The organism is Shewanella sp. SG44-2, from assembly GCF_014164215.1.
Classification (GTDB): domain Bacteria; phylum Pseudomonadota; class Gammaproteobacteria; order Enterobacterales; family Shewanellaceae; genus Shewanella; species Shewanella frigidimarina.
Genome location: NZ_JACJEU010000023.1, coordinates 46,642 through 70,135 on the forward strand (window position 1 = coordinate 46,642; position 23,494 = coordinate 70,135).

Consider the following 23,494-nt stretch of genomic DNA (forward strand, 5'->3'; position numbering starts at 1 on the left):
GTTGTCACCATATAATGATTACCGGGCCTTTTTTTATCTGCTCATTGCAAAGCACTTTCTACTCAATACAAAATCACTTTCTGAATACAGAATCAATTGCGAGGACATTGCTCTTTTATAAGCATCGCTTACCTCGAGCTAATGTTATTTACACTTATTGAGTTAGGCTAATTTTGCCACTAATGGTATTGATGTTGACTTGACCTGTGCCAGCTTGAGTTTTGAACTGCAACGTTTTGGCTGGTGAGTACTTTTGTTTTAGCGGTTTATCATCGGTTAATTGATTGTCAATTTTTCCACCAGGGCCGCCATCAATCATAAAACTGATGTTAGGCATAGCCGTAAACGTTAGTGCCATATCTCCACTTATGGTTTCGAGTTGAGCTTTGTTTAAATCGGCCCCTAAGGTTATTTGTGCATCACCACTGATGGTAACAATGTTTAACTCAGTGACTTGGCTAACTGTTGCGGTGATATCACCAGACACTTGGTCAACAGACAATTGTGTAAAGGCACTTTGACTTTTCAGTTCGCCACTCACTAAGCGCAGCTCAGCTTCGCCGTGGCTATTGTTGTCAGTGATATCGCCCGATACCGTTTCTAGGTTAATTTTCCCCGCTAACTCAGAGGTATTAATATTGCCTGACACCGTGGTGAGTTTAGTATTGCCACTAAGTTGTTGGGCGTTAATGTTGCCGCTAACTAACGCTAACGATATTTGGCCATTTAGCTGTGATAATTGATAACTGGCTGATACTCCCTCGGCATCTAAACCAAGTTTTTTAGGCAGGTAAATGGTCAGTTGTGATCCTTGTTTATTACTGCCTTGATAACTGCGGGGTAATTTATCTTCAACAATAACGCTATTGCCTTTAACTTCAAATATTAAGCCTTGGCTTAACTCATCAAGTTCACCTTTTACTTGAATGCTATTTTTATCCCAACTGACTAGCTCAACATTACCGCGTTGTATTTTCATGCTGACAGAAGGGTTATCAGAAACACTTAATTGCTGGTCAACGGCTTCTTTGGCCATTGAAATAAAACTGATACCGATTAACGGCACGATTAACATGTATTTAAGAATGCTCATATTGTATTTCCTTGTGATGTCCGTTTAGACGTAAATGGGAGCTTTTGGCCTTGCTGTAATAGGGTTATTTGACGTTGCATGATCCAGCGCCATAATTGCCACATTTGTTGATTAGTCGGTTGTTGCTTCAATGCTGCTTGTACTTGTTTTGAGGCGGTATCCAGCTCGGCTAGTGCTTGGCTAATATCGCTCTGTATCTGTTGTGGAGCATCAGTTGATGATAATTGCCAACTCACGGTGTATTGGTTTTGATTAAAAACATCCAGTTGAGTCTGATGAGTCAAAGCGATTTGATCGACCAACTCGGCTAGTGTTGACTCAGCTAATGTTGCCTCTGTATTGAATGTGGCCCCTGGGACGGTTGTCGTTATTGTGGCTGTTTGCGGCAGTAATGAATTACCATCTGGGCGTTGCCAAAGCAGCATCGCTAGCAAAGACAAAACCGCAACGCTAGCGGCAATAAGCCAAGGTCGAGTCAGATGTATTTTTTGCTGAGATTGAGGCGACAACTGAGCTGTAATCTCTGGCCACAAATCGGTTGTCGGTTGCATCTCTAGCGGCAATGACTTGATTAGACTATCGAGGTCTTGCGGTGACTGGTTCATGCAAGCATCTCCTGCAAAAATTGTTTAGCATTATGGTACTGCGCTTTACTGGTGCCCTCGGCAATGTTGAGTAGGGCGGCAATTTCTTTATGTTGATAACCTTCAATCGCACACAGTACAAATACGATACGAGTCCGTTGAGGTAACTTTGCAATACATTTATCCAATTGGTGATACTCATCAAAGGCAACCGTGGGTATGTCCTGCGGCTCAAGTTGCTCTGTCGGTATAAAACGTCGCCACCACGATTGCTGTACCTTTAGCTCGTTAATCGCTTGACGGACGCACAACCGATGCAGCCAAGTGGTAAATTGGCTGTCGCCTCTGAATTGGTCCAATTTATGCCATAAGCGTATAAAACAGACTTGAGTCATATCGTCAGCAAGATGAGCTTGGCCACTCAATCTAAAGCAAATGGCGTAAACCCGCTTATGATGGCGGCTATAGAGTTGCTGGAATGCCTGCTTGCATCCAGTAACCGCTATTGCGACCAACTGATTATCGTCAAGTGCCGCTAAGTGGCTTAATTGCTCGTTTGTTGACTGATTAATAGCGGCATCCTTAATGTCACAACATGTCCAATATGATGGTGTAGTTATTTGACAGCCTCAAGTCGGCAAAAGGTTTATATGAGTGGTTATAAATAATCACTTTTCTGTAATATGTTTAAGATTTTTTTATATTAGCCGATAACTAGTTGCTATACTTATGTTGCTAGATTGATCTAAAAATCATTATCAGATCATACAATAATAACAGTAACGTTAAATCTTACTTTTAGGTGGTAGAAAATATGCTTATTCGATCGAAACTTATTTTAAGTTCGCTCATTTCAATCTCCTCAGTACTCGCGATGTTCGGGTTACAAAATTATTCTGAATCAGTCCTGTTGGAATTATCAACAGCATCAAACAGTATTGTTGAAATTGAAAAGAAAGTGCTTGAGTTACGTACTGAAGAAAAGGATTTTCTCCATCGTGCAGACACTGTTTATATTGAAAAATTTAAACATAGCATGGATGATATTGTGGTTTATATGGCCGAAGTGCGTGTCGCGCTAGAGCATCAAGGCATGAATGTCGATGCTTTAGATCATTTTAAAAAGAACCTCAACGATTATAAAACGATATTCAACGAGATTATTGCCTTAAAAGTAGAGATAGGGCTAACTCCAGAGTCAGGTTTATATGGTGATTTACGTTCAGCGGTTAAAAAAGTCGAAATTGTGCTGAGTGATAATGCAGAGGATGCTTTGCTGGTGGCGATGCTACAGCTACGTCGAAGTGAGAAAGACTTTATGCTCCGCCGTGACCCTAAATATATACAAGCTTTTGATGACGGAATCGCCCGTTTTTTAACTCAAATACAACAGTCTAATATAATGTTTTCTCAAAAAGAGCTATTGACTGCAGATGTTAAAGATTACCAAGTTAACTTTAAAAAATTAGTTGATAAAGAAGTGCTATTTGGTTTAACGGACGAAGACGGTAAAATGGCCGAGTTACGTGAGAAAATCCATCAAACAGATAATGATACCGTTACCCTACGTGAGGAAACGTTAGCCGAAATAGAGCATGGTAAAAAGCAGGCTTTTATTATTGGTTTAAGTATATTTTTGTTAATCGCTGCAGTGCTGTGTATTTTCACCTATTTAATTATTCGTAGCATTATTAAACCGGTACAAGATATAACCGATGTAATTTCGTCAATTGAAAAAAGTAAGGACTTATCAATGCGTTGCGATGAGTCAGGTAATGATGAATTATCGAAAATCGCCTATCATTTCAACCAAATGGTAATAACGTTCCAAGAATTGATCCAGCAAGTGGACGAGTCGGTTACAGCAATGAATGAGTCGTGCCAAGAGCTGTCTCGAAATGCAATGACAGCTTCGGAAGGTGTGTTACGCCAGCTTAATGAAACTGACATGGTGGCCACAGCCGTTACCGAAATGGGGGCTACCATTGACGAAATTGCCAAGAATACTGAATTGGCGGCCGGTAAAGCCAGTCAAACTCATGATAATGCTCAAGCTGGTCAACAAGGTGTAGAACTTACCGTTCAAAAAATCACCCTGCTAGCAAAGCAATTAGCCGATTCAGCCTCAGTGGTTACCGAGCTTGAACGAGACAGTGTCACGATAGGTAGCGTGCTTGATGTGATTAGAGGCATTGCTGATCAAACAAACTTATTAGCATTAAACGCGGCCATTGAAGCAGCAAGAGCGGGTGAGCAAGGCCGTGGTTTTGCGGTTGTTGCCGATGAGGTTCGTACATTAGCCTTAAGAACACAAACGTCGACTCAAGAAATTTCCAGCATCATTTCAACCTTACAAGCCCGAACTCATTCTATTGTTGAACTTATGCAAGAAAGCCAGCAACAAGGGCGAGAAAGTGCTGAACAAGCTGCCATCGCGGGTGAAGTATTACGCACAATTACTAATGACGTCACCAATATTATGGACATGAGCACTCAAATTGCTGCGGCAATTGAAGAGCAAAGTATGGTAGCGGCAGAGGTGGGTAAAAACGTGGTAGTTATCCGTGATATTGCCGATGAATCATCGCAAGCCGCTGAAGAGAATGCTGCGGCTTCTGAAGATGTAAGAATACGAGCCAAAGCACTGCATGAAGCGGTTAGCCAGTTTAGAGTGTAAGGCTTTGTCATAGTCACAAAACAGATAACAAAATGGCCTAGCATTGCTGCTAGGCCATTTTTTTTAACTAATTAAGCTAACCCTGTATGTTAACTATTTACGCTAAATGTGTTTGCTCAACAATAAGATAAACTAAGCGAATATTTTAGCTTTTACAGTGTGATGGTGTTAACGCCATCAGGGGTGCCTACGAGTAGTACATCGGCGCCGCGGTTCGCAAATAAACCATTAGTCACTACGCCGACGATGGCGTTGATTTTAGTTTCCATCACTTTAGGGTCTAGAATTTTCATATTGTAGACATCTAAAATAACGTTGCCGTTATCGGTTATTACGCCTTGACGGTAAACTGGATCTCCACCTAATTTTACCAACTCACGTGCCACATAAGATCGTGCCATCGGGATGACTTCAACAGGCAATGGAAACTCACCTAAAATTGGCACTTGTTTGGTATTATCTACAATACAAATAAACCGTTTTGCTACCGCCGCGACAATTTTTTCGCGAGTTAATGCAGCTCCGCCGCCTTTAATCATGTCCATGCGGTCGTTAATCTCGTCCGCGCCATCAACATACACATCTATCAAATCAACACTGTTTAAATCAAATACTTCAATGCCAAGTTCAATGAGTTTTTTAGTTGATGCTTCAGAGCTTGATACCGCACCTTCAATATCATCTTTCATGGTGGCAAGTGCATCAATAAAGTGATTAACTGTAGAGCCTGTACCTACACCGACGATGGTGTCTTTTTTGACATACTGCAGTGCTGCCCAACCTGCTGCTTTTTTCATTTCATCTTGTGTCATAATAGTGTTCCCAATGCTAAAAAATCTGTTATTTCTTCTCTAATTGGCTTGATTATAGCGCAAATTAGTGTGTCGGCGTTTGCTGTCCATCATAAAAACGTGCATTTTTAAACGCACTCAATACTCTGATATTAATGTCGCTCATGAACTTTTTCTCTAGACGTACATCCATTACGTAGGCCTTAACAGTAATGGTTTGTAAAAACTCGCCTAAGTCATATTCGTTACCTAAATTGACAATAATGGGCTTATTGAGAAAGGTATAAGGTGAGCACTGCGTGGCTTCGCGGGCAAGGGCAATGGCTTTTTTGTGGTCAACAAGCATAGGCAACGTAAATTTTACCACAACCATTTCGTCTAAAGCGCCACTGTTGGCATTGGATACTGCCGTTTTTAAGGCTTCAGCATTGGGGATCATGACAGTATTGTCATCAAAAGTACGCAACCAGGTAACGCTCCATTCCAGCTTAATGACTTCGCCGTAATGGCCTGACAATGTGACCATGTCGCCAACGCGATATGGCGGGTTAATCATGATAATAAACCCTGCAATCATATTTTTAGCCGGTTCCTGGGTCGCTAACCCCACCACAATACTGATAGACCCGACCACGGCTAGAATGAGATTCTCATGCGGGTCAATAATGCCAACGATCGAATAAACAATGACGCTAAGCCATACAAATAAACGCACAAAAGGGTATGACCGATTCCAAATTAAGCGGTATTTAGGCAACGCTTTATTCAGTTGATTTAAGCAAAATTGGATCAATACCAATAACAGCCACGCCATTAGACACAGCAGTAAAATACTGATTATTCGATCAAACGAAATAATATCTAAAAATGCTTGTAATGCTTTACGTGAATCTTCCATAGTCGCCTCGTTTAATTAAACAACTTATTGTTATTCACCAAATGGTTGGCGATAATTTTGCTTAATGTTGGAGTAATAAAGTAGAAATGCTCGGCAAAATCTTGTTGTGAATATTGTGCAATAATAAGTCCTTGGCGAGCTAAATATTCTAACTGCAAGCTGCTTTGTTCAATCGTAATGGCAAAAATATGCGCATGCTGACTCACACGTAAGCCACCATGAACATAAATTTCAGCGACTGAAAATAGATCATTGTCTTGGCATTGTTGCAGTACAGATGAGTTAATACGGCAAATTTCAATGCCACTATTTGAATGACTATTTGAACTATTATCTGAGCTGATATCGACTTGGTGTGCGAGAGAATACTGCAGTAACAATGATGCTAATTTTGGGTGCCCTTGGCTAATAGTGTACAGCTGTTTTAGTTGGTCTTTATAAGGATTTACAATATCCACTTGCTCAATGTTTGCTTGCTCTGTTTGCTCTTTAGTACTTTTATTGGTGTTGTTAGGGGGTGTGGTAGTCGTTTCTTTGGCCATCACGTCGTTGCTGATTAACCCTAAATCAAGCAGATGTTTTGTTTGTATGGTGGCTAATTCGGTTTCACTGAAATAATCGAGCTGAAAAACATGCTTAATAAAGTGATGAATTTGATACTGTGCGCTTAATCGTTGCCATGCAAATATTTCACAGCCCATGATCCAACAATGATGTTTACGCGTTTCCATCACGATAGTCGCAAAGGTCACCAAGGCTTGATTATTCCCCATCATTCTCAACATTATCTTGTGCATATCATCTATCATAATTAGCTGTGGTGGTTGTTGGTTAATGGCGGCAATTGTCTCTGTGATGGTGTTTGGTGGCGTAATGCCAAAACAATAACAAACATGGGCTATGGCGCCATTTGCGCCTAATGGCGCTTGGTAAAAGCTCATCAGAAGCCACTTGGACGGCAGCGGTTTTACGTCAGGCATCGGTGCTTTTTTAGCGTCATCGGCAATAATGGTTTGCAGTAAAGGTGGCAGTTGGCCTAAAAAAGATGATCCTCCAGATCCCGCTGGCGAGACAATTGCACTGATTTCTCCATGATGATTACGCCATTGGTTTATCACATCGGTAATTTGGTTGAGTTGTTTTTCTCGGCCAACAAAATCATCACTCGCATACAGTGACTGATATAGCATCACCTGAGTAATTGGGCCACGACGGGCTTGAAGCGGATATTGGTTGGCTATGGTCTTGAGCGACATCTGCCCTTGTTGTGCTTCATCTATCTCTGTTTTTAGGGTAGCTTTAGAGGTAAATAAGCTATTGAGCCATGGATTTAATCGACTAAAAAAACGCAAGTTAATGTCCATCTATACTCTCTTTTTAAACGATTTATTTAATCTTAACATGAAGTAAACAAAAAGCGGTATTGGTGCCAGACGCATACATTAACGAATACGATGGATAATGATAGATTCAATGCAAGGTGATGACAGTGGTAATCAAAACGAGTGAATATTAGTCATAACTAATGTTTTTGGTTTGATCTATGATAAAAAGTTACTAAAAACTTACTAATTATGACTATTTATCTATTGTCGCTCTAATCCTTTATCGTATACTCAGTGGATTATCCGGTCTATCTTTTCAAGTGAGAGTGATGAAATTTCGTTTCTTGTTTGCCTGTGCCTTATTATGTTCAACTTCGTTGAGCAGCCCAATGTCTTTTGCAGCACAAGCCGTGCAAAACAAACCTCAGCAAGAGTTAGCCTCCGGTAGTGCTATGTTGGTCGACTTAACCACCAATGAAGTTTTATATTCAAGTAATCCAAATCAACCAGTGCCTATAGCGTCAGTGACCAAGTTAATGGCTGCCATGGTGACATTGGATACCAAGCTTGCATTAGATGAAAAAATCGCAGTAAAAATTACTGACTCACCTGTGATGCGCAATATTTATTCACGTGTGCGTTTAGGCAGCGTGGTGACCCGTGAAACCATGTTGTTATTAACATTAATGTCGTCAGAAAATCGTGCAGCAACCTCACTTGCACATAATTATCCAGGTGGATTTAAGGCTTTTGTGCGAGCAATGAACGACAAAGCGACCGCACTGGGCATGAGCCAAACACGTTATGTTGAACCAACAGGCTTGTCACCTGACAATGTATCTAGCGCTAACGATCTCATATTATTGCTTAAAGCCAGCCAAACATATCCGTTATTAGGCAAGCTGAGCTCGACTACTAAAAAGCACGTTAACTTTGAATCACCACGTTATGCCTTAGATTTTCAAAACACTAATAAACTGGTATTTAAAAACAATTGGAATATTGCATTAACCAAAACGGGCTTTACCAATAAAGCGGGCCATTGTTTAGTGATGTTAACTGAAATGAACAAGCGTAAAGTGGCATTTGTGGTACTGGACTCATTTGGTAAATACACCCACATGGCTGATGCTAATCGATTAAAAAACTGGCTAGAAACCGGGCGTACAACACCGATCCCTGCATCGGCTAAAGCCTATAAAAAACAACGCCAAGCGATTCTGAATAACAGTATTTAACTGCTGAATGACCACAATTAACGCCCATTCACTTTTATTGAATGGGCTTTTTTTATCAATATACTTTTGATGTTGGCTTATTCACATCCATAGGTACCATAAAGTACCTGCTGTTTTATCGATTGTTAAAGCCTTACACTAGTGGCAATTAAACGGTTGTAAGGTAGCAATATGTTAAACATGGATCTTAGCCAACGAGTGGTGATAAACACAGCCGATCTTGAATGGCAAAATAGCCCCGCTGCGGGCGTATTACGTAAACGCTTAGCGCGTGAAGAAGCCGAGCGAGGCCATGCGACCAGCATTGTTAAATACCAAGCCGGTGCTCAATTTAACTCACACCCTCATCCATTAGGCGAAGAGATTTTAGTGCTCGACGGGGTGTTTTCTGATGAAACCGGTGACTATCCTGCAGGGACCTATTTGCGTAATCCTGAAGGTTTTGTCCACGCGCCGTTTAGCGTAGAAGGTTGTACGTTGTTGGTTAAACTGCACCAATTTCAACCTACAGACTCACAACAAGTGGCCATTAATACCAATGAAACACAATGGTTGCCGGGTCATGGTCAGTTGCAAGTTATGCCGCTACATCAACATGGTACCGAGTCGACTGCATTAGTGAAGTGGCCCGCGGGGACACACTTTCAACCGCACCGTCATTTTGGCGGTGAAGAAATCTATGTCATTAGCGGAGAGTTTATCGATGAACTTGGTCGTTATCCTGCAGGTACGTGGATCCGCAGTCCGCATTTAAGTCAGCATAATCCGTATGTGGAGCAAGACACGGTGATTTTGGTCAAAGTAGGCCATTTGTAATAATCGCTACAAACCCATAAAACGATGGCATTTAGTCATCACATTCATTATAAGAGGTTATTGATTATTTTAGTGAAGAGTGAATTATGCAAGTGCCTGATAAGTGGGATATGGGGTCTAGGGAGTTAATCCATCAGTTTATTAACCAATATGGTTTTGCGACTGTTGTGTCTAACGATTTAGAGGGCTCGCACTTGCCTTTATTACTCGTTACCTCAGAGGGTGAAAATGGTACCTTGTATGGCCATTTTGCTCGTAGTAATCCGCATTGGAAACACATAGAAAACACAAAAGTGCTGTGTATTTTCAATGGCCCACACTCTTATATCTCACCCACCTGGTATGACTCCCATCCAGCTGTTCCGACTTGGAATTACAGCGTAGTACATGCAAAAGGCATTATTGAATTAATTGATGATGCGACCACCGCCCGAGTACTTGAATCTACCATTCAACAATATGAACCTTCATTGCTAGAAGGTAATGGCTTTATTCCCGATGGTTATCAACAAAAATTAGCCAAGGGTATTGTTGGCTTTAAGATTGTCATTGATGAATTACAAGGAAAGCAAAAATTAGGGCAGCACCGTAACCAGAGTGATCAACAAGGTGTGGCCCAAGGATTATCGCTGTCAAATAGGGCTGATGAAAAACAGCTATTAGCTTATATGATGAAGAATAACATAGGATTAGGTAATCAATAGTGGTTCAATCGTATTCGCCACGTTAGGATTAACTTTAATAATCATGTGATCAATTCAGTCTGTCATAATCTATTTCAGCATCACTCTTTAAGGATAAAAAGTGCATAGCGATATTTCTGTAGCACGCTTTAAGCAATTTCCACGATTAATGTGGATACTGTTATTTGGCTCGTTTATTACCCGCGGCAGTTATTACATGGTGTGGCCATTTTTGGCTGTTATCTTGTATGAAAAATTTGCTTTAAGCGCCACTGAAGTGGGTTTAGTGCTGTCGAGTGCGGCGATTATATCGGTTTTTACCAGTTTTATTGGTAGTGCACTGTCCGACCGAATCGGCCGCCACAAGTTAATGTACTTTACTGGTGTGCTTTATATCATCTCGTTTTCATTGTTGGCACAAGTCGATTCAGTCAAAGGCTATGTGGTCGTGATGACTCTGTGTTCTATTGCTACAGCTATATGGCGACCGCTAACGTCTGCCACCATTGGCGACATTATTGACGATCCCAAAACCCGTGAACTGGCGATGCAATCTCTGTATTTTATCGTTAACGTAGGTTGCGCTGTCGGGCCAATGTTAGGTGTATGGTTAGGCTTAACCGGAAAACAGTCGAGTTTTTACATTACCGCTGCGGCTTTTGCTGCTTTGTTGGGGTTATTATTTTGGGGTTTTAGGCATCAAGCTCGCCAGACTCATTCATCGGCTCCAGAGCTGGTTGCAGATGGACTCATTCCTGTTATGGGTGATGCAACAGCTGCTGTTAAGCGTAAACCTGCCGCAATGAATCGGCGGCAAATAATGTCGATTTTATGGCAAGATAAATTACTGCAAGGTCTTATTTTTGCAAATATTTTGTGTATGTTTATTTATGCGCAAATGGACAGTTCGTTGATCCAATATCTTACTCGTTCAAATGCCCCCGATTTATTGACACTGATTTCGGCAATGATTTTTACCAATGCCTTAGTCATTATCTCTACCCAATTTTTATTATTAAGATTAATGGCTGGTTACAGTTTGGTACACCGAATTCAGTTTGGATTGATGCTGCTGGTTTGTTCGCAAGTTTGGCTAGCGTATAACCCCATTGATTTATTTTGGGGCTGGATTGGCGCAGTTGTTGTAATGAGCCTAGCTGAAACCATATTATTCCCAACGATGAACGTGCACATTGACAGGCTAGCTCCTAAACATTTACGTGGCGCGTACTTTGGCGCAGCTTCATTTTATGATTTGGGGTTTGCATTTGCACCACTGGGCGGCGGGATCATACTGGATCATCTTGGTGGGTATTGGTTGTTTATCATCGGCGCATTATTGTCGTTAGTGGTGATTTATTTATACAGTATGTTGGAAAAGCTACCACGGCCAGATTTTGCTGCACTAAAGTTGGATTAATTTTCGATGGTTTATGCTTGTAAACGCTATTGAATTTAACATTGTAGTAGGTAGTTACAGAGGGTCTGGGCCTCGTTTTGCTTTCGAGTGTTTAATCGTTCGCTTGAGTCTTTTTCAATATAGTAAATGTGATCATTTTGATAAGGTTTTGATCTACAGTCATCGTGATTTGTAGTGTTTATTTTCTTTTAATTCGATTTTTATTTTAACTTTAAATTAGGGCAGGGCATAACTTATGGCATCAACGGATATTAACCCGTTTATTTCATCGCTAACATCACAAGCAGATACCATTCGTTTTGAAGATACTATGGCTGTTATTGATGGTCATTATGACTTCACCTCAAGTGCATTTAAAAATGGTGATCAGCTTAATGAAGCAGGGCAAAATTCAGGTTCTTGTAAGGTGTTTGCGTTTGGGCAAACTCATCAGTTAACGGTGCAACAAACCTTGGCTATGTTTGGCCAACATTACCGAGATGTAGTGGCAACGCCTCAAGGGACGGATCATCAAAATATTCGTCAGTTTATGCAACATGGCTGGGATGGTATTTTGTTTTCGCAACAGGCATTAAAGGCTAAATAACCTAGGTGCTCAACAAGGCTCAATACAACAAGGCTCAATACAATACGCAAAACTATGATGAAAGCCTCTATAACTTAAGCTCGTGTTTAGGTTAAAATAATGTCTCATGTAATTGTTTTAAGTAAACTCTTTCTAGCTGTGCAGTTTGTTTACTGTATCGGGAGGCATTCATCATATGATCAAACTTAACCGCAGTATCGTTTCCTCTCGTCAATCCGGTTTCACCCTTATAGAACTTGTCGTTGTCATTATTATTCTTGGCGTATTGGCTGTTGTCGCAGCGCCTAAGTTTATTAATTTAAAAACAGATGCACATATTGCAGCAATCAAAGGTGCCGCTGGCTCAATTAAAACAGCAGTGATGTTATTTAAAACAAAAACATTAGCCTCGGGCAATGCGCTTACAGATACGGTTGAATTCTCGGGCGTTAAAGGCAGTAATTACCAACCTTGGGCCGCAGCGGCCAATACTAGTGGTAGCGGTTTTAATGTCGGTTATACAACGTCGTCAGAAATCTTTAAAGCGGCTGGGTTAGAAATGAATGATTGGTCATATCGCATTTTTACGTCTAATAACAGCTATGCTGTTGTTGCAGCCCCAAAAAGTGCACTTGCCCTTGCAGAGCCGACTGCAGCCGAAGTTATTGCAACCAGTTGTTATTTTCAGTATCACTGGCAGAGTACTGGAGAGCCTGTCATCACAACGGTAATCGTTGGGTGTTAACGGTATTATTAAAACCTAAAGGGGCAAACGCACTCTTGTTTATCAATTTTTTGTATATTCTCTGCTTTTCTGTGTCCCTTTATCAACGATAAAAAAGTCTTAACGAGTAACGTCATAAGGATTAAAACATCAAATATTTCTGGGTTTATGCGGAACGAATAAGGTGTTGTTTTCACAAATGGCATTGAAACAAAAGTAACGATTATACGCGAACATTAATTAACAATAATCTAGATTAGTGTCGACAATAGTGTGCAATACGACTACCTTTACACCCATATCAACCGTATCATTAATAGTATTTGGTTTTTTTTAACGGTCAGGCATATCGCTGGTTAACTATTATGACAAGCGCCTATTTAATCGCAAAGGAATCCATTTTATGAATCGTCACATCATCCCATTGATCATTATCAGTACCTTAATGATGTGTTCATCAGGTTACAGCTTCGCTAAAGACAACGACTCGCATGGTAATAGCGGAAAGCATAAATCTGACAAACATCAAAAAAAGCATGATAAGAAGCATGATCACGAACATGAAGAAACTTATCAGACCTATTTTAGTAACGATCGCCAAGTCATCGTTAATAATTACTATTATACCAACCGTGATGCTAAGCATTGCCCACCTGGGTTAGCAAAAAAACACAATCGTTGCCAACCTCCGGGTAGTGCTAAGCAATGGCGCAAAGGTTACTCACTGCCAGCTGATGTTGTTTACTACGATGTACCATCTGCGCTTACTGTTCAACTAGGTCGTACGCCAGAAGGACAAAAAATTGTCCGTGTTGGTACTGATTTGCTATTGATTAGCATTGGTACGGGTATGGTGATTGATGCAATACAAGACCTTAACGATGTGTTGTAACCTCGTTGGGTAAACCTTGTTATGGCGTTAGTTTTGCCATTAATCGTTAGTGAAACGAAAAAGCCGACCAAGGGTCGGCTTTTGCTTAAACGGATATTCTACAACTGATTAAAATGGTTAATCGTGTTCGAATATCACTTCTTTTAAATCATGAATTGTATCCACATCTACATCGCCTGGCTGATTACTCCATGTGACGCGCAGATAATTGCTTAAGTCTTTAAGCTGTTCATCACTTAACTGATCGGCATAACTAGGCATGGCATAAAAGCTGGTGGTGGTATTGTAATGTTGGCTCTTTATACCTTTAAGCATTACCGCAACGATATTGTGCGGGCTGGCTTTATCTAATGTGGCGTTACCGGCCATTGCCGGAGCAACATTAGGTCGACCTTCACCATTTTGACCATGACATCCAGCGCAATAACCCATGTATAGGTTGTATCCTGGTAATTCACGCTGGTGGCCATTAAAGGTCAGCGCTTTAGCTGCAACGGTTTCGTCAGTATCAAGCAGATAACTGCTTACGGCATGCATGTCGGCATCAGTTAAGTGGCTAAAGCTGTGGTATACCACAGGATACATGCCACCAAATACCGTACCTTTGCGAGAATAACCTTCAGTAAACAAAGACTTTAAATCATCATGAGTCCAGTTTTGTCGGTTAAGTTCAGCAGGAGTAATATCTGATGCCTCTAAACCTTCGATAACAGCGCCTTCAAAATGCTTATCTTGCTCCATGGCAAATAAGCTGTCTCGAGGAGTATGACATTCACCGCAATGACCTAGCGCATTGACTAAGTAATTACCTCGGTTCCAAGGATCACTTTTGTCTTTTTTCGGTGCAAACTTTTCAGCATCATGGGCGATTAAGTTCCACGCCTTCAGGCCAAATCGAACGTTAAAAGGAAAAGAGACATCATTGTCGAGATTAGCTTGCTTGATGGGTTTAGTGCTCATCAAATAAGCATATATCGCTTTGGTATCTTCATCCGATAACAAACTGTAAGAGGTGTAAGGCATGGCTGGATACAAATTACCGTTAACGCCGACGCCATGATGCATAGCATCAAAAAAATCGTCATAATTGTATTTGCCAATTCCGGTATCTTTATCTGAGGTGATATTGGTTGAATATACCGCCCCAAATGGGGTTTCAAATGGCAGTCCACCGGTTAACTCTCGTCCGCCTACCGCTGTATGGCAGGCCACACAGTCGCCAATCTTCATCAGATAAGCACCGCGTTCGATGTCGCTACTGTTGCTACCAGCCTCATCAGCCGCGTTGCTGGAACAGGCGAATAAACCCAAGCCTAAACTTAAGCCCAAAGTCAGTAATAGATTTTGGCTGAGCTTTATTCGCGCCTTTACTAAACGGCTTAAGTGATATTGATATAATGGCTTCATGACAGGGTTAACCCCTCTGTCTTGAGGATTAAATCTTTCATCGCCGCATAGTATTTTACATAACCCGTACAACGGCAGACATGTTCGCCTAAGGCATCTTCGATAACTTGCTCAACGTTATCTTTGGCAATTGGTTTTCGCTCTAGTCGCTCAATTAACGCGGTAGATTCATTGACAAAACCTGAGGTGCACCAACCACATTGAAACGAAAAATGTTCTAAAAATGTTTGTTGTACAGGGCTCAGAGCAGTGATTTCACCTTGAGCATTTTGCTTAGCATGGCCTTCAACCGTGCGGATACGTTTACCGTTGAAACGCTCGACGCCATTGATGCAAGTGCGGACAACCTCACTCATACCTTGCTCGTCATCGACGATTACCGTACAGGCATGGCATACGCCTGCACCGCAACCAAACTTAGTACCAGTGAGGTTTAAATACTCATGTAAGAATTCAATCATCATGATGCCATCGCCGACGTCAATCGGGCCAACAGCTTGGTTGTTAATGGTTAACTTAATTGACTGGCTCATGCCATGGCCTCCTTGATTTTTTTCGCTGTCATTGGTAATTCGTAAAAACGTACTGCGGTAGCTTGATAAACGGCTTCAACCAGCGCAGAAACAACAGGTATCATGACCACTTCGGCGATGCCTCGGCTCGGATCGGTTTCGGACAACTGCGGTAAAATAGTATGTTGCTGGCTCCAAACGCCAACATGTCGTGCTAGCGGCACCTTATAGCGGTTGATATTCCAGGTGCCATTACCAGCACCGGCTTCAAATGGGGGTAATTCTTCATGCAGAGCATGACCAACTCCCATCGCGAGACCGCCTTGTATTTGGCCTTCAACTAACTCATTCACAATCACTTTACCGGCCTCTAACCAAGTGTGAGAGCTCAATAAACTGACTTCGCCATTACCTTCATTAACTGCGACTTCAACTAAGGTTGCGCACGGAGCATAGTAAGTCACCATGGCGTTGTTTAGCTCGGCTTTAGGGTAGCTCATGGATTGACGATCGATTAAGTGATAGCCGTTTGAGCTCATGCGGGCTTTACGAGCAGCGCTACCATGATACTTATCACCTTCGCCGTATTGCAGCGCCAACGCATCTAGTGCAATGCGTTCTTTGGTTCCGAAAATCTCAAAATCCGCTTCAGCCCAAGCCCAACGGTTAAAGGCATGACCCATTACGCCAACCACTAGGCCTAAATCGTGGGCACGTTTGGCGAGAATGTCGATTGAAAGCGGCGGAAAGCCCATGGCAGTTAGCTTGCCATCAGTCCAACGACCATCACGAGAATCATTGAGATTGGTTTTACCCATCGGTGTGTTGAAATACAACTCGTTCCAAATCGACACCGCTGCAGGCCAAAGTCCGTGACGATAAATAATATCGGCGGCAATACGAGTGACGTGACTTTGATAATACGCCGACATAGATGCCGACGATGCCATCGCTTTAACCGGTGTCCAACGTGGATTTGCCGTCATTTCATCTTGGCGCTGCTGCGAAATAATGTATGGATTGTCGGTTTGCACTAATTGCATTGCATCCCAAATATCTATCTCAGCAAGTTTCACTTCATGCGCAAAACTACCTAATGACTCACTAACAACCACGGCTTGAGCCGTTTGAGTACCAGTACCCATTTCGATAAAGCCAATTTCTAAGGTTATTTTACCGTCTTTGGCTAATCTAATTGCTGCACTTGGTGCAGCAGCACCAGTACCATAATCCTTAGTCGCAATACCAAAACCAACGCCATAACGCATGCCAGGATTTTTAGCTTCATAGCGCGCTTTATTATCTGCACGGTTTTGCCATACGGGAGCTTGTTCGGCCATGTCGAGCATTTCGCGATATCTCAGCGTGCCATTAGGGATAGCACCTTGAGTATTACGCTGTCCTGACTCCATCACGTTAGCCGCGCGTAACTTAAAAGGATCAACATTTAACTCAGCGGCCATCTCGTGGATCATGCCTTCCATTGCTGTCATCGATTGCAATGTACCGTAACCGCGCATCGAGCCTGCATCAGGGTTACGTGACGCATAAGATGTGGCGATAATATCGTTACGTGGGGTGTAATAAATGCTTTGCATTGCCGTCGCCCCAACAGAGGTGACCGACGGGCTGAAATTAACTCGACCGCCACCATCAACTGTCATCTGTGAGGTTAACGCTTGAATTTTCAAGGTTGCTTTATCAACGGCTAAACGACTTTTCATGATGAAAGGATGACGCTTAAGACCTGATTGAAATTGCTCAAAGCGGTCGTTAGCTAGCCGAACTGGACCGTTGGCGTAAATGGTTGCCAACACGCCATAATACGGAAATATCGAGTGGTCTTTAGCGCCAAAACCGCCACCAATATAAGGAGAATGCACCACTAGATTTTTGACTTTGTCAGCTAATGGCCCAGATGACAACATGTGCACGGCCATCTCTTGAAAGTCTTGCGGCGACTGAGAGGTAATAACGGTATGAAAGGTTTGGTTACTTGCATCAAACCAGCCATTAAAGGCTTCAGGTTCCATCATCATAGGGTCGATAATTTGAGTGCGGTACTCGCGCTCCAATACTTGCCACTGTTGATCTGTTTTGGCACTCGCAATTTGTTTTTCTATTTCGCCAGCATAATAAAGCCCGCGCTCAGAAACCGAGCCTTGAGCATTAGCATCACCTGACCATACCGGTTTGTGGTGCTTAACGCTGGGGAAAAATAGTCCATCGTGTAGTGGGCTATAAGTATCTTCACGGGCACCATTTTCGCCTTCAACCCGAATAAGACGCCAGCTGGCATAAGGGTCTTTAGTGTCTGAAACAAAGGCCGTTTTCTCACCAAAGCGCAATAAAGTATTGTCGAACTGCAACAAAGATTTAGCCTGTTTAAAGGCTGGGAAACTGTCAAATAATAAAATGGCCACCGCATGACCAAGGTAATCTGCTGTTTGTCCCTCGGGCAATAACATATTGTCACCGTAAAACTCAGGTAACTTAACCTTGTCGCGTGCTAGATCTGCCGCAGTAATGACTTTATACGGCTTAGCTGAAGCTGGGAGGTGGTCGAGGGAGAAACCTTGATAAACATGAGATGCATCGGCGGCGCGCAAGATAAACGCGTAGCCTTGTTGTTTTGGCCAGCCAGCCATGTCCATTGCACGGTAGTCACGACCATATACTTTTTGTCCCGTGACTTTAGCGATACCGTCGTTGCGAAATTTGGGTTTAGATTGGCCGCTAACCTGAGTTTGCCACTGTGCAGCAAGTTCAGGCGAAATGATGGACGCATTGGCCCGACTCATTTCCCACAGTAAAGGCGCGGAATATACCGCGACCCCGCCAATAACACATTGTTTTATAAAGGTCCGTCTCGACGCGTTAGATACATCCATATCTCACCTCAGTTATTCTTAAGGGAAAAATCAGACGGCCTATTCATTGTCGTCCGATTAAGACTTATTTGCTTGATTGTCGTAGCATAATATTTTAATTGCGCTGAATCTAAATTAGCACTCTGTACGGTAACATATTGATATAAGGATGCATATTCAATATGTTATAGCGTTTCTTGAGTGGCTATCGTGGAGGTTTAATAATTCAGCATTTTGATGATTTAATCTGCGAATAAAGCTATTTAGTGTTCGATAGTCTAATCAAAACCGTTTCGTTTATGCTTTGATTATTAAAAAGTCATCATGATTAATAGTTGAAATATTAATCGTGAATGTTTTGTTTTTACTATTTAATCAATTATATAGAAATACTTTCTTAACCTCGTAAACTGTACATCATGGACCAGTTAGCGAAATTGGTTAATTAATATGACTCAGTTGAAGGTAATTATTTAGAAAAATAATTATATTTTTGTTTATTATTGATTAATCTGTTGAGTTGTAAGTAAAAAGTTATATTGTTGTTCTGCTTTTGTCGTTGCCTTGGTTTTTTTAGCTACCCTTAACGTAAACTGCTTATTGTTAGTTTGAGCTACTCATAACTGCAAAATCTATTTTTTATAATATCGACATTCTAAGTTATCCAGATTTTTTCTTCGTTTCGAATCATTTTTCCTTATTTAAAATAATTTAATTTATTGATTTTTATAACATTGAAAATATTATGCATATATATGAGTCTATTTATAAATATGTGACTCATATATTTGATTGGCGTTATATTTTATATTACATTACTATTTTGGTAACAATTTTGTAACACTTGCATTGGTTATTGTATTTCGTCGTAAAGTTCCTCCAAGGATTGTTCGGGCTTTTATCGTTAATTTATTTTTACTTGGTGGTCTATATGCTGAATTTTAAAATTAAACAAAAAATGCTCATTAGCTCGTTAATTCCATTAGCTATTCTCATCATAATTTGTGGCATTGCGGTGAATATGATGGGGAAAATCGAAGATGGAGTGATGAGGATCTATTCTGATCGCGTTGTACCGTTAGAAGATTTAAAAATCATTGGTGATGACTATGCTGTCTTAGTCATTGATGCAATAAACAAAGCCAATGCTGGTGGCTCAACCGCTCAAGATGCTGCTGAGACATTAATGAGTGCAAAAAGTAATATTGATACACTGTGGAAAAAATATTTAGCCACTAAGTTAACCCCAAAAGAAAGCCAACTTAGTATTGAAGCCAATGATATGTTTGGCCCCGCAGATGAGCAAATTGATTTTCTTATCAGTAAACTGCAAAACATGTCTGGAAAAATCCCAGGTCAATTGACCGATGACATTATGCCTTTATACGGGGTAATCGATCCTATTAGCGGTAAAATTGCCGAATTAGTGTCATTGCAAATAAAAGTAGCAGGCGATGAATGGCGATTAACTCAAGAGATATATCAATCATCAGTTCAGTTATTTATTTTCTTTACGTTTTGTGCCGTGGTTATCAGTGTAGTGTTAACCATTTGGGTACTGCGTAGTGTGATGAGGCCAGTGACAGATATTTTGATGAAACTAAAGCTCATTAAGCAAAACTCAGATTTAACCCAAGTGTTTACTCCTTATAATGATGATGAATTAGGCATGATTTCAACGAGCCTTACAGGCGTTATAACTCATCTAAGAGGCATTATTGAATCAATTTCAGATGCCGCAAATACTATCAATATTTCATCAGAAGAGTTGCAGCGTTTCACTGAAGAAACCAACCATAGAATGATACAGCAGCAAGATGAGTCAGAACAAACCGCAACGGCTATGAATGAAATGACAGCGACAGTGGCAGAGGTTGTTCAAAGTACCAACTTTGCCGCTGAACAGGCGAAACAAGCTAATAATCATGCTGAAAATGGTAATGTTATTGTTCAAAATTCAATAGACAGTATGTCGCAATTATCTAACCAAATTGGCACCACGGCGGAGGTGATATCTCATCTTGCTAAAGAGAGCCAAAACATTGGCCAAGTGTTAAGTGTCATTAAAGGCGTTGCCGAGCAGACTAACCTTTTAGCCTTGAACGCCGCCATTGAAGCCGCAAGAGCGGGTGAACAAGGGCGAGGATTTGCTGTTGTTGCAGACGAAGTACGTACTTTAGCTAAACGTACTCAAGACTCAACACTGCAGATTGAAACCATGATTGACGGATTACAAAAAAGTGTCGTACTTGCGGTTTCTTCAATGGATGAAGGCTTAGCCTTAGTGCATAGTGCCAATGATAAAACCAACAGTGCTGGCACAGTTCTCAATGAAATTGTCACTTCGGTCGACAGTATCAATGAGCTTAACACTCAAATAGCTACAGCAGCAGAAGAGCAATCCTATGTAGCTGAGAGTATCAATAAAAGTATCATCACCATAAATGATATTACTCAAGCCTCATCCGCAGCGACCGAAAAACTTACCCATTCTGTTAACGATTTACAATCACTGGCTAGCTCAATGCAACTTCAAGTGGCGACATTTAAAATAGCCTAACATTTTCATTGATGAGGGCTGAAAAACTTCAGCCCTCCCTCGCAATCTCTCAGTTAACTTATCCGCATAACCCTGCATGGCTTAAAAGCTGGAGAGGTTTATGTTGGCTTTTTATCATTTTCAACATAACCGAAACGATATTGTGATTGGCGTTAAAAAGTCAGTTTGATTAACTGAAGCAGATACCAATTAAGCATCATTTATTACCCATTAACGTACTGCATGTCTCAATTACTCAACTATTTTGTGCTAGCTCAACGTTACCACTACCAACACTATTAAAGGGTGAATTAACCGCTTACACTACAAATAGCTTAATTACCTTGAGTAATATTAATGAAACCAATTATTTGTAGCAGTGCATTAGAGGCCGTGTCCTTAATTGAAAATGGTGAAACCTTGTGGACTCATTCCATGGGGGCTACGCCCAAATTACTGCTCGATGCGTTAGCCCAACATGCGTTAACTAAGCATGGTTTAACACTATTGCAGTTGCATACCGAGGGTGCAGAGTCGTTAAGTGATCCCCGTTTAAAGGATCATCTACGCCATCGTTGTTTCTTTGCTGGCACACCCACGCGCTCGCTGTTGCAACAAGGTGATGCCGATTATGTGCCAATTTTCCTCTCTGAGGTGCCCAAGTTGTTTCGTTCCGGCGAACAGCATATCGACACTGCTATCGTTCAAGTTTCCCCACCAGATAAACATGGTATCTGTTCGTTAGGTATATCGGTTGAGGCAACGTTAGCGGCCTGCCAAATGGCGGGTAAAATTATTGCTCACATTAATCCCATGATGCCTCGCACCCATGGTGACGGTTTTATTCATTACAATAAGTTCGCTGCCGTGTATGAGCAGAGCATGCCTTTACCACAACATCTATTCGTCCCAAGCGATGCGATAAGCTTGGCTATCGGCCAGAATGTGGCCAAATTAGTACTTGATGGCGCTTGCTTACAAATGGGCATTGGCGCCATTCCAGATGCTGTATTGGCGTGCTTAACCGAACATAAAGATTTGGGCGTTCATACTGAGCTATTTTCTGATGGTGTGCTTAATTTGGTCGAGCTTGGTGTGATCAATAATAGTCGTAAGAAAGTCCATCCCGGCAAGACGGTGACAGGCTTTGCATTGGGTAGCCAACGACTTTATGACTTTGTTGATGACAATCCTTCGGTGATATTCATGGATATTGAGCAGGTTAATGACACGGCTATTATCCGCAAAAATCCGAATGTAATGTCAATAAACTCCGCGTTGCAGGTCGATATTTCAGGGCAGGTGTGTGCTGATTCACTGGGCACTCAAATATACTCAGGTGTAGGTGGTCAGATGGACTTTATACGCGGCGCAGGCCTTTCTGAAGGCGGCCGTTCTGTCATCGCATTGCCCAGTACTGCGGCTAATGGCACAGTGTCACGGATTGCCACAGTATTATCCCCTGGCGCTGGCGTGGTAACCACCCGTGCGCATGTACACTATATCGTCACAGAGTATGGAACCGCTTATCTACGCGGTAAGTCGTTACGAGAACGAGCCCGTGCGCTTATCGATATTGCCCACCCCAAATTTAGAGAGCAGCTTTGCCAAGAAGCTTTTGAGATGTGGCGACTTAAGGTTTAAATACTGTTGTTGAACAGTTTGAGTCAATTTTTTCTTATTATGGCCAGCGGCCACTAACGTCGTGGCGCTTCGCCCACACCAGACCAAGAGGAAACCAACGGCGGTTCCCTCTTGGAACTCCCAGCCGCCCCGCAACATTTTCGCTATTTACAAAGCAACAGCTGCGAAAAGGTCGCCATGGGGTAGATCCAGCTTTTAACTTTATTTTTAGTTAGCCTCGGGCTTATTCGAAAATACTAACGCTTCCGATGGTACATCTGATGTGAATGGATTCACGAATGTCGTGATGGCAGGATGCCAAGGAACGACCTGTACCGCGAAAGCTAGCCTGACGTCCTGTCAGGCACACGCATTCTTTTATAAAGAGTCTTCAACGTCCTCAATTTAAATGTTGAACCGGTCCATTTCCAAGTCAATAGAACTAAGTCGTTTTTACCCCATTCCTTGCTAGGGATGCCAATTCGCCGATTTCAACTTATTGAATAATTTTCAGTCTATTCGGGTAATAAAAGTTTGCTCGTCATCCACAAAAGCTACAAAGCCGCCGTGATAGATAAATACTCGACCACGCCCCTCAACTAAGCAGGCAAGCTGTGGGGTCAAATCTTCTTCGTTACCCTGACTTTGATATGTGCCGATATCGGTGATTACGCCGCTGAGAGTAGGCAAATATCTATAAGTTCGCTTTGCTTGATCAACTAGGTTCAATTCGCTGGCGGTAGAGAAGCAAGAGGGTATCGTACCGGCTTCTTCGATAAACATAGTTTTCAGTTCTTCAAAAGCTGTGATCACTAGCCAGTCGATGCCGTTAACATG

At 41.8% G+C, this 23,494-nt stretch carries 20 protein-coding genes; 10 read left to right on the forward strand and 10 right to left on the reverse strand.

Going from position 1 to position 23,494, the window contains the following annotated elements; genetic code table 11:
* Positions 1-154: 154 nt before the first annotated feature.
* The 3 genes from H5181_RS15425 to H5181_RS15435 are packed head-to-tail and all read right to left on the reverse strand — an operon-like array spanning position 155 to position 2,192.
* A complete protein-coding gene (locus H5181_RS15425; protein WP_182751453.1) occupies positions 155-1,093 on the reverse strand; it encodes a DUF4097 family beta strand repeat-containing protein in 939 nt (312 codons plus the stop codon).
* Positions 1,090-1,698 carry a hypothetical protein gene (locus tag H5181_RS15430; RefSeq protein WP_182751454.1) on the reverse strand — a complete coding sequence of 203 codons (609 nt, stop codon included), beginning with the start codon at positions 1,696-1,698 and terminating at the stop codon, positions 1,090-1,092. The genes H5181_RS15425 and H5181_RS15430 overlap by 4 nt, the downstream gene beginning before the upstream one ends.
* The gene (locus H5181_RS15435; RefSeq protein WP_011636322.1) at positions 1,695-2,192 is read right to left on the reverse strand and encodes an RNA polymerase sigma factor; all 498 of its coding nucleotides are present in this window, start codon (positions 2,190-2,192) and stop codon (positions 1,695-1,697) included. Before H5181_RS15435 ends, H5181_RS15430 begins: the two co-directional genes overlap by 4 nt.
* Positions 2,193-2,491: 299 nt before the next feature.
* On the opposite strand from H5181_RS15435, the gene H5181_RS15440 reads away from it, so the two are divergent.
* Positions 2,492-4,354, forward strand: coding sequence for a methyl-accepting chemotaxis protein (locus H5181_RS15440; RefSeq protein ID WP_182751455.1), 1,863 nt, complete (start codon positions 2,492-2,494; stop codon positions 4,352-4,354).
* A 152-nt stretch (positions 4,355-4,506) separates the two neighbouring features.
* Here H5181_RS15440 and rpiA read toward each other — a convergent pair whose 3' ends face one another.
* The 3 genes from rpiA to H5181_RS15455 form a co-directional block, all read right to left on the reverse strand.
* Positions 4,507-5,166 (reverse strand): ribose-5-phosphate isomerase RpiA, encoded by a 660-nt coding sequence (gene rpiA / locus H5181_RS15445; protein WP_011636324.1) that lies wholly within the window; start codon positions 5,164-5,166, stop codon positions 4,507-4,509.
* A gap of 64 nt (positions 5,167-5,230) precedes the next feature.
* Positions 5,231-6,043 carry a mechanosensitive ion channel family protein gene (locus H5181_RS15450; RefSeq protein ID WP_182751456.1) on the reverse strand — a complete coding sequence of 271 codons (813 nt, stop codon included), beginning with the start codon at positions 6,041-6,043 and terminating at the stop codon, positions 5,231-5,233.
* A gap of 11 nt (positions 6,044-6,054) precedes the next feature.
* The gene (locus tag H5181_RS15455; RefSeq protein ID WP_182751457.1) at positions 6,055-7,407 is read right to left on the reverse strand and encodes an ATP-binding protein; all 1,353 of its coding nucleotides are present in this window, start codon (positions 7,405-7,407) and stop codon (positions 6,055-6,057) included.
* Between the two features lie 290 nt (positions 7,408-7,697).
* On the opposite strand from H5181_RS15455, the gene pbpG reads away from it, so the two are divergent.
* From pbpG to H5181_RS15490, 7 genes are all read left to right on the forward strand, one after another.
* Positions 7,698-8,606 carry a D-alanyl-D-alanine endopeptidase gene (gene pbpG / locus H5181_RS15460; protein WP_182751458.1) on the forward strand — a complete coding sequence of 303 codons (909 nt, stop codon included), beginning with the start codon at positions 7,698-7,700 and terminating at the stop codon, positions 8,604-8,606.
* Between the two features lie 171 nt (positions 8,607-8,777).
* Positions 8,778-9,422 carry a cupin domain-containing protein gene (locus H5181_RS15465; RefSeq protein ID WP_182751459.1) on the forward strand — a complete coding sequence of 215 codons (645 nt, stop codon included), beginning with the start codon at positions 8,778-8,780 and terminating at the stop codon, positions 9,420-9,422.
* Positions 9,423-9,508: 86 nt separating this feature from the next.
* The gene (locus H5181_RS15470; RefSeq protein WP_182751460.1) at positions 9,509-10,126 is read left to right on the forward strand and encodes an FMN-binding negative transcriptional regulator; all 618 of its coding nucleotides are present in this window, start codon (positions 9,509-9,511) and stop codon (positions 10,124-10,126) included.
* A gap of 100 nt (positions 10,127-10,226) precedes the next feature.
* Positions 10,227-11,525: an MFS transporter gene (locus H5181_RS15475; RefSeq protein ID WP_182751461.1), complete on the forward strand. Its 1,299-nt coding sequence runs from the start codon at positions 10,227-10,229 to the stop codon at positions 11,523-11,525.
* 235 nt (positions 11,526-11,760) lie between these two features.
* The gene (locus H5181_RS15480; RefSeq protein ID WP_011636331.1) at positions 11,761-12,111 is read left to right on the forward strand and encodes a HopJ type III effector protein; all 351 of its coding nucleotides are present in this window, start codon (positions 11,761-11,763) and stop codon (positions 12,109-12,111) included.
* Between the two features lie 175 nt (positions 12,112-12,286).
* The gene (locus tag H5181_RS15485) at positions 12,287-12,835 is read left to right on the forward strand and encodes a type II secretion system protein (RefSeq protein ID WP_182751462.1); all 549 of its coding nucleotides are present in this window, start codon (positions 12,287-12,289) and stop codon (positions 12,833-12,835) included.
* Positions 12,836-13,217: 382 nt separating this feature from the next.
* Positions 13,218-13,706: a hypothetical protein gene (locus H5181_RS15490; RefSeq protein ID WP_011636333.1), complete on the forward strand. Its 489-nt coding sequence runs from the start codon at positions 13,218-13,220 to the stop codon at positions 13,704-13,706.
* 117 nt (positions 13,707-13,823) lie between these two features.
* Here the strand turns inward: H5181_RS15490 and H5181_RS15495 are convergent, their stop codons facing one another.
* Genes H5181_RS15495 through H5181_RS15505 form a run of 3 tightly spaced genes read right to left on the reverse strand, consistent with a single transcriptional unit; the run spans position 13,824 to position 18,516 of the window.
* On the reverse strand, positions 13,824-15,113 hold the full coding sequence (locus tag H5181_RS15495; protein ID WP_102036859.1) for a cytochrome c: 1,290 nt from the start codon (positions 15,111-15,113) through the stop codon (positions 13,824-13,826).
* The gene (locus H5181_RS15500) at positions 15,110-15,646 is read right to left on the reverse strand and encodes a (2Fe-2S)-binding protein (protein WP_011636335.1); all 537 of its coding nucleotides are present in this window, start codon (positions 15,644-15,646) and stop codon (positions 15,110-15,112) included. Before H5181_RS15500 ends, H5181_RS15495 begins: the two co-directional genes overlap by 4 nt.
* The gene (locus tag H5181_RS15505; protein ID WP_182751463.1) at positions 15,643-18,516 is read right to left on the reverse strand and encodes a xanthine dehydrogenase family protein molybdopterin-binding subunit; all 2,874 of its coding nucleotides are present in this window, start codon (positions 18,514-18,516) and stop codon (positions 15,643-15,645) included. The genes H5181_RS15500 and H5181_RS15505 overlap by 4 nt, the downstream gene beginning before the upstream one ends.
* 910 nt (positions 18,517-19,426) lie before the next feature.
* Here H5181_RS15505 and H5181_RS15510 point away from each other — a divergent pair.
* Together H5181_RS15510 and H5181_RS15515 are read left to right on the forward strand one after the other, a co-directional pair.
* The gene (locus H5181_RS15510) at positions 19,427-21,055 is read left to right on the forward strand and encodes a methyl-accepting chemotaxis protein (RefSeq protein WP_011636337.1); all 1,629 of its coding nucleotides are present in this window, start codon (positions 19,427-19,429) and stop codon (positions 21,053-21,055) included.
* Between the two features lie 336 nt (positions 21,056-21,391).
* Entirely contained in the window at positions 21,392-22,678 is a 1,287-nt protein-coding gene (locus H5181_RS15515; RefSeq protein ID WP_182751464.1) for an acetyl-CoA hydrolase/transferase family protein, read from the forward strand.
* 489 nt (positions 22,679-23,167) lie between these two features.
* Here the strand turns inward: H5181_RS15515 and H5181_RS15520 are convergent.
* On the reverse strand, positions 23,168-23,494 hold a 327-nt coding region (locus H5181_RS15520; protein ID WP_182751465.1), incomplete at its 5' end, for a hypothetical protein.